Genomic DNA, 9,607 nt, shown 5'->3' with positions numbered 1-9,607 from the left:
GGGTTCGAATCCCGTACGGGTCACCACTTTTGGAGGATTAGCTCAGCTGGGAGAGCACCTGCCTTACAAGCAGGGGGTCGGCGGTTCGATCCCGTCATCCTCCACCATATATTTTTAAATGTCGGAGGGGTAGCGAAGTGGCTAAACGCGGCGGACTGTAAATCCGCTCCTTCGGGTTCGGCAGTTCGAATCTGCCCCCCTCCACCATTTTCTTTAAAATAACCTGAGAAGGTTTATTTTTTTGAAAAGATAACCATACTAGTAAATATTAATGGGCTATAGCCAAGCGGTAAGGCAACGGACTTTGACTCCGTCATGCGCTGGTTCGAATCCAGCTAGCCCAGCCATTTACGAGCCATTAGCTCAGTTGGTAGAGCATCTGACTTTTAATCAGAGGGTCGAAGGTTCGAATCCTTCATGGCTCACCATTTTCGCGGAAGTAGTTCAGTGGTAGAATACAACCTTGCCAAGGTTGGGGTCGCGGGTTCGAATCCCGTCTTCCGCTTAATTACTAAGGGGCCTTAGCTCAGCTGGGAGAGCGCCTGCCTTGCACGCAGGAGGTCAGCGGTTCGATCCCGCTAGGCTCCATATAAATGGGGAAAGCTTACATCAAATGATGTAAGCTTTTTTTGTGCTTAAATTTTACTGGGAAAGGCAACTTTTGTATTTGTCGTTTAAAATGAAGAAAAGGTGTAAATAAGGAACGGGGGATAATTATGAAAGTTGTCATCGCATCTGATTCATATAAAGAAAGTTTGAAAGCTATGGGGGTATGTGAAGCTATTGAAAGAGGTTTTGCAGCAGTTTTTCCTAAAGCAGAGTACGTTAAGGTACCGATTGGAGATGGAGGCGAAGGAACGGTCGAATCCCTTGTTGATGCTACAAGGGGGAGAATTATATCACTTAATGTGACAGGGCCACTTGGAGAGAGCATACAGGCTTTTTACGGTATGTCTAAGGATAAGAAGACAGCATTTATTGAAATGGCAGCAGCATCAGGACTACAACACGTTCCGATTGAAAAGAGAAACCCACTTATTACAACGACGAAAGGGACTGGAGAACTTATATTGCATGCGCTAGATCAAGGAGCAAAACATATTATCTTAGGACTTGGAGGAAGTGCTACAAATGATGGTGGGGCAGGTATGCTGTCAGTTTTAGGAGTAAGGTTTATAAATGGGAAAGGTGAAGCAATAGAGCCTTCTGGAGGGACATTACAGTTCATTACTGCTGTTGACCTTTCTAGGATTGATTCACGCTTAGAGAACATAAAGATAGAGGCAGCATGTGATGTGGACAATCCGTTAGTTGGACCGAGGGGAGCATCTTTTGTATTTGGGAGACAAAAGGGTGCGAATGTAGAGATGATGAAAGAGCTAGATGAGAATTTAAAACATTATGCTAATATACTTAAACAGTATGTATCTTTTGATGTATCTGAAATGCCTGGTGCTGGAGCAGCTGGAGGAATGGGAGCAGCTGTCGTTGCAGTGTTAAAGGGAAAACTACGAAAAGGAATTGAAATTGTATTAGATTATACAAATTTTGATAAGCGTATAGAAGGTGCTGATCTTATTGTAACTGGTGAGGGCAGAATAGATGAACAAACGGCTTATGGAAAGGCACCTGTTGGTGTTGCGGGGCGTGCGAAAGGTCTTCATATTCCTGTAATTGCTATTGGTGGATCAGTATCCCCGAATTATACAACTGTTTATGAAAAGGGAATTGATGCAGTATTTAGTACTACAGCAAGTCCAATGACATTAGAAGAGGCATATAAAGTAGCAGAAGAGAATATCGAAATGACAGCGAAAAATATTGCAGCAGTGTGGAAATTAGCGTCAGAAAAACGCTTCTAAATGTAGAAGCGTTATTTTTTATCCTTCCATTTGCGGACAGCTAGTAAAAGCACGATTGGTGAGAGCTAATAATCAGTGAGGGATGGAAAAACGCACTGATTATTAGCTTATTGTATTAGTTGATAGAGAAGCTAGTTGTTTCATTAAGTTAATTTTATGCATAGAATAGTCTTAAAATTTGGATTTCAACGCAAATATAAGTGCATAAATTGTATATCCATGCAGGAAAATGTCGAGTTGAGTCAGACTATATAAAAGATTTAAAATATTTAGTGAAGGCATAAAAGGGGGATACTATCTATGAAAAAAGAAATCTCAGTTATTGGAGTTCCAATGGATTTAGGACAGATGCGTCGTGGGGTTGATATGGGACCAAGCGCGATCCGTTATGCAGGGGTAGTTGAAAGAATTGAACAAATTGGATATGACGTAAAAGATATGGGAGATATATGTATAGAGAGAGAAAAAGAAGTAGATGAAAATACAAAACTAAGAAACCTTACACAAGTTGCAACTGTATGTAACGAGTTAGCAACTAAGGTTGATCATATTATAGAAGAAGGTCGTTTTCCACTTGTATTAGGTGGTGACCATAGTATTGCTATCGGTACGCTAGCTGGTGTAGCGAAACATTATAAAAATTTAGGTGTTATTTGGTATGATGCACATGGTGATTTAAATACAGAAGAAACTTCACCATCTGGAAATATTCACGGTATGTCACTTGCTGCAAGTTTAGGCTATGGACATCCTGCACTTGTAAATTTATACGAGGCATACCCGAAGGTGAAAAAAGAGAACGTTGTAATTATCGGTGCACGCGCATTAGATGAAGGAGAAAAAGACTTTATTCGCAATGAAGGTATTAAAGTATTCTCAATGCATGAAATTGATCGTATGGGTATGACAGCTGTTATGGAAGAAACAATTGCGTATTTATCTCATACTGATGGTGTTCATTTATCATTAGATTTAGATGGTCTTGATCCTCATGATGCACCAGGAGTTGGAACGCCTGTAATTGGTGGTCTATCTTATCGTGAAAGCCACTTAGCGATGGAGATGTTAGCAGAGGCTGATATTGTTACATCTGCTGAATTTGTTGAAGTAAATACGATTTTAGATGAGAGAAACAGAACAGCGACAACAGCGGTTGCTTTAATGGGTTCTTTATTCGGTGAAAAACTAAAATAAATGTAAGAAAAGCAACTGAGAAGTTGCTTTTTTTATTTGAAAATAGGCGTATAATAATGACTTATATTATACTGTAGGATAAGAAAGTTTGACATCTTACCAATTTAAGCTGAAGGGGGTCGTTTGTAATTGTCGTTTGTTTCATGTATGGTATAATTAACTAGTTGTTGGAAATACATACAGATAGAGCATAAAATAATATTTCAATATATGGATAGAATTGCTCGTAAGTAGGAGGAAGGGTTAGCATGCCTTTTGAAGATACGACCATTTTGAAATATCTTAGTACGGCATTAGATATTGCTGTTGTATGGTTTATTATATATAAGCTAATTCTTATAATCCGTGGTACGAAAGCTGTGCAACTTTTAAAAGGTATTACAGTTATTATTGTCGTCCGGATGATTAGTATTTTACTTGAATTGCATACGCTATATTGGCTAACGGAACAAGTATTAACGTGGGGATTTTTAGCCGTTATTATTATCTTTCAGCCAGAATTGCGAAGAGCACTTGAGCAGCTAGGACGGGGGAGCTTATTTTCGCGTGTGGGAACTCACGAGGAAGATGAACCTGAAATTGTTGCAACAGCGATTGCGAAAGCAACGGAATATATGGGAAAACGTAGAATTGGTGCATTAATCACTTTGTCAAAAGAGACTGGGATGGGTGATTATGTAGAAACGGGTATTCCGCTGAATGCATATGTGTCATCGGAATTACTCATTAATATTTTTATCCCTAATACCCCTCTTCATGACGGAGCAGTAATTATGCAAGGAAGTACAATTAAAGCAGCAGCATGTTATCTTCCGTTATCAGAAAGTCCTTTTATTTCGAAGGAGTTAGGAACACGACATCGCGCTGCAATGGGAGTAAGTGAAGTCACTGATAGTATTACAGTAGTTGTGTCGGAAGAAACAGGTCAAATTTCTTTAACGAAAAACGGTAAGTTACATCGTGATTTGAAGACAGAACAGCTGAAGGATATGTTGTTAGCAGAATTTAGTGGGAACGAAAAAACGACTTCTTCGTCTTTATGGAATTGGAGGAGAAAGCGTCATGGATAAGTTAATGGAGAATCATTGGTTTTTAAAAGGAATCTCATTACTATTGGCGTGTATGCTTTTTATGTCAGCAACTTTAACTGACAAAAATACGACATCGAGTGTATTACCTTTCGTAAATGAAGGGAAAGAAACATTAACTAATTATGCTATTAACCTTAAGTATGACGAAGAGAAGTATATTGTAAGTGGTATTCCAGCAGAGGGAGTCAAGGTAAAATTAGAAGGTCCCAAAGCAGCGGTTGCTGCAACAAAAAACAAAAGACAATTTGATATACCAGTTGATTTAGAAGGCCGTCCAAAAGGAACTTATGAAGTTTCTTTAAAAGCGAACGGGCTTCCAGATGAAGTGAAAGGGACAGTTCAACCATCAACAATTAAAGTCACTCTTCATGAAAAAGCGAAAAAGTATGTTCATGTAGATTTAAAATTATCCAATGAAGATCAGATGCCAGCAGGTGCTACCGTTGAGAAATCAAGTATTAAGCCTGACACTGTTGAAGTAGTTGGAACAAAAGAAGAAATAGAAAGTATTTCATCTGCTAAGGCATATATAGATTTAAAAGGTGTTAATAAAACCGTTACAAAAACAGCGGAGGTTACATTGTACAATAAAGAAGGAAAACGTTTAAATGTAAAAACGAATCCATCTAAAATAAGTGTAACAGTGAATGTAGCGACACAAGCTACAGCAAATAACGTAGAAAAAACAGTTCCTTTAACATATGCGAAAAAAGGGAATTTACCAGAAGGTTTAGCTGTTACAAATATTAATGTTGAACCAGGAGAAGTAACGATAGCTGGTCCAAAAGACATTTTGGATAATATACAATCTATAGAGGGGGTCGAGGTAGATCTTAGTCAATTGACGGATTCTACAACATTCGATGCCTCTGTTTTATTGCCAAAGGGTGTCACAAGTGCAAAACCAAATCAAGTGAAGGTTTCAGTAGGGGTACAAAAAGTAAAGCAAACGAAAAGTAAAACTATTGATGGTATCCCGATTCAAAAAAATGGAATTCCGAACGATGTTACTGCTCAGCTACTTTCGCCGCAGGATGGGAAGATAAGCGTTGATATTTCAGGAGAAGCAAGTATAGTAGATAAAATAACAGCTGCTCAAATAACAGCGGTGATTAATCTACAAAATGCATCTCCGGGAACAAAAGATATTTCTATTCAAGTAAGCGGTCCTGGTAATATTTCGATCGAGCCAAAACAAAAAAGTGCTAAAGTTACAATTGTGAAGAAAGAAAAGCCAGATAAAGAAGTACAGGGTAATATTGAACACCCGGATTCAACAAACAATCAGGGAAATCAAACTGAAAAGCCAAAAAATCCTGAACCAGGTCCAGAAAAGGATCAGGAAAAAAATAAAGATAAAGACAAAGAAACTGGTCAAGAACCGAGCAAAGAACCAACAGTAGATAATCAAAAAGAGCAAGAAAAAGGAGCGAATCATAATGGGTAAATATTTTGGTACAGATGGAGTACGCGGGGTTGCGAACAAGGAGTTAACACCTGAATTAGCGTTCAAAATTGGACGTTTTGGAGGCTATGTATTAACAAAAGATACAGACCGTCCAAAAGTAATTATCGGCCGTGATACACGTGTATCTGGACATATGTTAGAAGGGGCCTTAGTAGCAGGTCTATTATCAACTGGAGCAGAAGTAATGCGTCTTGGTGTTATTTCTACACCAGGTGTGGCTTATTTAACAAAGGCGTTAGATGCACAAGCAGGTGTTATGATTTCTGCATCTCATAATCCAGTACAAGATAACGGAATTAAGTTCTTCGGTTCAGACGGTTTTAAATTAACGGATGAGCAAGAAGCAGAAATTGAAGCGTTATTAGACAAAGAAGTTGACGAATTACCACGTCCAACAGGCACTAACCTTGGACAAGTGAGTGATTATTTTGAAGGTGGACAAAAATATTTACAATACATTAAACAAACTGTAGAGGAAGATTTCTCTGGTCTACATATCGCTTTAGATTGTGCACATGGTGCTACATCTTCTTTAGCTCCATATTTATTTGCAGATTTAGAAGCCGACATTTCAACAATGGGAACTTCACCGAATGGTATGAATATTAATGAAGGTGTAGGATCTACACATCCAGAAGTATTAGCTGAATTAGTAAAAGAAAAAGGTGCTGACATCGGACTTGCTTTTGATGGCGATGGAGACCGTTTAATCGCAGTAGACGAAAAAGGAAACATCGTTGATGGCGATCAAATTATGTTCATTTGTGCGAAGTACATGAAAGAAACTGGTCAATTGAAACATAATACAGTTGTTTCAACAGTTATGAGTAACCTAGGTTTCTATAAAGCACTTGAAGCAAACGGTATTACAAGTGATAAAACAGCAGTTGGTGACCGCTACGTAATGGAAGAAATGAAGAGTGGTGGATATAATCTGGGCGGAGAGCAATCAGGTCACATTATCTTACTTGATTACATTACAACTGGTGACGGAATGTTAAGTGCACTTCAACTTGTAAACATCATGAAAATGACGAAAAAACCATTATCTGAGCTTGCAGGTGAGATGACGAAATTCCCACAATTACTAGTAAATGTTCGTGTAACAGATAAAAAACTAGCATTAGAAAATGAAAAAATTAAAGAGATTATTCGTGTTGTAGAGGAAGAAATGAACGGCGATGGCCGTATTCTTGTTCGTCCATCTGGAACAGAGCCACTTATTCGCGTAATGGCAGAAGCACCAACACAAGAAGTTTGTGATGCTTATGTACACCGTATTGTAGAAGTTGTGAAAGCTGAAGTTGGCGCCGAATAATTTGCTAAATTTGTTTTAAAAGGAGCACAAGAAGTGCTCCTTTTTCATATGTTTTATAGACAATGAAAAAAATTTCATTGACGGTTTATATTGTTTGTTATAAGATGGTCTTGTTCTTTTTCTCAAAGTAAATATTGTAAATTATAAAAGCGCCAGAACTACAAGTAGTGTAGTTGACGAGGTGGAGTTTATCGAGATTTCGGCGGATGACTCCCGGTTGTTTATCACAACCGCAAGCTTTTACTTAAAACATTAAGGTGACTTAGTGGACAAAGGTGAAAGTGTGATGAGAGAAAAGGAACGGATGAAAACTAGCTGTATAAGTGTATACGGACTTAAACCCAATTGAGAGGAAGGTGAAAGCCGTTACAAGCTTACAGGGCTAGCAATATGTAATCCGTTTTTTTAATATAAATAAATGGTATCGGACTATGTCGTTACATGTTCGCAGAGCAGTGTAAGCATTTGTAACGGCGACTAAACATGTGTGGAATCGTAGGATTTATTGGAGAGCAAGATGCAAAGGAAATTTTATTAAAAGGTTTAGAAAAGCTAGAATATCGTGGATATGATTCAGCAGGTATTGCAGTACAAGCAGAGAACGGTGTTGTTGTATACAAAGAAAAAGGCCGTATTGCAAAACTTCGCGAAATCGTAGATGAGAACGTAGCAGCAAGTGTGGGAATCGGTCATACACGCTGGGCTACACACGGTGTTCCAAGCAAAGTAAACGCGCATCCGCATCAAAGTACATCAAAACGCTTTACACTAGTTCATAACGGTGTAATTGAAAACTATGAGTTAGTGAAAAAGGAATATTTACAAGATGTAACGTTCGTAAGTGAGACAGATACAGAAGTTATCGTACAGCTTATGGAACAACAAGTAAGCACAGGACTAAGTGTAGAAGATGCATTCCGTAACACGTTATCTCTTTTACATGGTTCTTATGCAATCGGACTACTTGATGCTGAAAATCCAAACATGATTTATGTTGCTAAAAACAAAAGCCCGCTATTAGTAGGTGTTGGTGACAACTTTAATGTTGTGGCGAGCGACGCTATGGCGATGTTACAAGTTACAGATCAATTTATCGAGTTAATGGATAAAGAAATCGTAATCGTAACAAAAGAAAGTATTACAATTAAAAACTTACAAGGTGAAACGATTGAACGTGCACCTTATACAGCGGAATTAGACGCAAGTGATATTGAAAAAGGAACGTATCCTCATTTCATGCTAAAAGAAATCGATGAGCAACCACTTGTAATCCGTAATATTATTCAAAAGTACCAAGGTGAAAATGGCGAGATTGAACTGGATGCAGATATCCGTAATGCAATTTTAGATAGCGATCGTATTTATATCATTGCATGCGGAACAAGCTATCATGCAGGTCTTGTTGGAAAGCAATTCATTGAGAAATTTGCGAAAGTACCAGTTGAAGTACACGTAGCAAGTGAATTCTCTTACAACATGCCATTATTAACAGAAAGACCATTCTTCATTTACATCTCACAAAGTGGTGAAACAGCAGATAGCCGTGCAGTACTTGTGCAAACAAATGAAATGGGTCATAAAGCATTAACAATTACAAATGTACCTGGTTCTACGCTTTCTCGTGAAGCTGATTATACACTTCCATTATACGCAGGACCAGAAATCGCAGTTGCATCGACGAAAGCATACACAGCTCAGCTTGCAGTGCTTTCAATCTTAGCGGCTGACATTGCAAAAGCAAAAGGTGAAGTTCTTGAGTTCGATTTAACACATGAATTAGGACTTGTAGCAAACGCAATGGTAGTACTTTGTGATCAAAAAGAAGAAATGGACGCATTAGCAAAACAATTTTTAGCAACAACGCGTAACTGCTTCTTCATTGGACGTAGCGTAGACTTCTTCGTAGGTTTAGAAGGTGCGTTAAAACTAAAAGAAATCTCTTACATCCAAGCAGAAGGCTTTGCTGGAGGAGAATTAAAACACGGTACAATCGCCTTAATCGAAAACGGTACACCAGTTATCGCCCTTGCTACACAAGAGCACGTAAACCTTGGAATTCGCGGTAACGTGAAAGAAGTAGTAGCACGCGGAGCTAACCCATGTATCATCTCAATGAAAGGCTTAGAAATGGAAGGCGACAGCTTCGTATTACCAGCTGTACATGAAGCACTAGCACCGCTAGTAGCAGTTATTCCATTACAACTTATCTCATACTACGCAGCACTTCACCGCGAGTGTGACGTTGATAAGCCACGTAACTTAGCTAAATCTGTTACGGTTGAGTAGGAGATTGGTAGAGTAACGAGTTTATTATGGATTTGAAATAAAGTTGCGAAGTTTAAAATAAAGTCGCGACGTTTATAAAAAAGTTGTGAAGCTTTACCCCTTTGGATATGATTATCTAAAGGGGTATTTTTGTGTCGAAAAGAGAAAGAACATCTAAAATCGATAAGTGGATTAAAGAGGGGTGAGGAACTGGCAGTGGGAGAGATTATCAGCCTTAGCTTAAAATTCAAGATATTTCCTCATTAGGTCGGTCAATAAGATTAAAAGGTATAAAAACCGGCAGACAACATGAGTTTTTATCGGATTTGGAACGGAACTACTTTTATTTGACTGAATTTTCTGTTGTTATTTTGGCTATTCGTGAATGAAAAAACCCACTGATTAAAGG

Annotated in this window: 6 protein-coding genes, 6 tRNA genes and 2 pseudogenes; all 14 read left to right on the top strand. The window is 38.4% G+C overall.

Annotated features, from left to right (window positions below; translation table 11 throughout):
- Positions 1-31: 31 nt before the first annotated feature.
- Positions 32-107: transfer RNA gene (locus tag ACTFQM_RS25705), tRNA-Val, on the top strand.
- Between the two features lie 16 nt (positions 108-123).
- Positions 124-207: transfer RNA gene (locus tag ACTFQM_RS25700), tRNA-Tyr, on the top strand.
- Between the two features lie 65 nt (positions 208-272).
- A tRNA-Gln gene (locus ACTFQM_RS25695) sits at positions 273-347 on the top strand.
- Positions 348-352: 5 nt separating this feature from the next.
- Positions 353-428 (top strand) — tRNA-Lys (locus ACTFQM_RS25690).
- Positions 429-433: 5 nt separating this feature from the next.
- Positions 434-505 (top strand) — tRNA-Gly (locus tag ACTFQM_RS25685).
- A gap of 10 nt (positions 506-515) precedes the next feature.
- Positions 516-588: transfer RNA gene (locus ACTFQM_RS25680), tRNA-Ala, on the top strand.
- 128 nt (positions 589-716) lie between these two features.
- Positions 717-1,862: a glycerate kinase gene (locus ACTFQM_RS25675; protein WP_440036815.1), complete on the top strand. Its 1,146-nt coding sequence runs from the start codon at positions 717-719 to the stop codon at positions 1,860-1,862.
- A gap of 300 nt (positions 1,863-2,162) precedes the next feature.
- Entirely contained in the window at positions 2,163-3,056 is an 894-nt protein-coding gene (rocF, locus tag ACTFQM_RS25670) for an arginase (RefSeq protein ID WP_002175417.1), read from the top strand.
- Between the two features lie 248 nt (positions 3,057-3,304).
- Positions 3,305-4,126, top strand: a complete 822-nt coding sequence (cdaA, locus tag ACTFQM_RS25665; protein ID WP_002175415.1) for a diadenylate cyclase CdaA — start codon at positions 3,305-3,307, stop codon at positions 4,124-4,126.
- Complete coding sequence (locus ACTFQM_RS25660; protein WP_002175414.1) at positions 4,119-5,594, top strand: CdaR family protein; 1,476 nt, start codon at positions 4,119-4,121, stop codon at positions 5,592-5,594. Before cdaA ends, ACTFQM_RS25660 begins: the two co-directional genes overlap by 8 nt.
- On the top strand, positions 5,587-6,933 hold the full coding sequence (gene glmM, locus ACTFQM_RS25655; RefSeq protein ID WP_002175413.1) for a phosphoglucosamine mutase: 1,347 nt from the start codon (positions 5,587-5,589) through the stop codon (positions 6,931-6,933). The genes ACTFQM_RS25660 and glmM overlap by 8 nt, the downstream gene beginning before the upstream one ends.
- A gap of 286 nt (positions 6,934-7,219) precedes the next feature.
- A pseudogene (locus ACTFQM_RS25650) lies at positions 7,220-7,404 on the top strand (hypothetical protein).
- Positions 7,405-7,416: 12 nt separating this feature from the next.
- A complete protein-coding gene (glmS, locus tag ACTFQM_RS25645; protein WP_002175412.1) occupies positions 7,417-9,219 on the top strand; it encodes a glutamine--fructose-6-phosphate transaminase (isomerizing) in 1,803 nt (600 codons plus the stop codon).
- Positions 9,220-9,350: 131 nt separating this feature from the next.
- Positions 9,351-9,584 (top strand): annotated as a pseudogene (locus ACTFQM_RS25640) (TnsA endonuclease N-terminal domain-containing protein); the annotation flags it as partial.
- Between the last annotated feature and the right edge of the window lie 23 nt (positions 9,585-9,607).

The sequence above is a fragment of the Bacillus cereus group sp. MYBK30-2 genome, assembly GCF_051915945.1.
Taxonomy (GTDB): domain Bacteria; phylum Bacillota; class Bacilli; order Bacillales; family Bacillaceae_G; genus Bacillus_A; species Bacillus_A paramycoides.
Note: the sequence above shows the minus strand (reverse complement) of the source record. Positions and strands in the feature narration are given on the sequence as shown.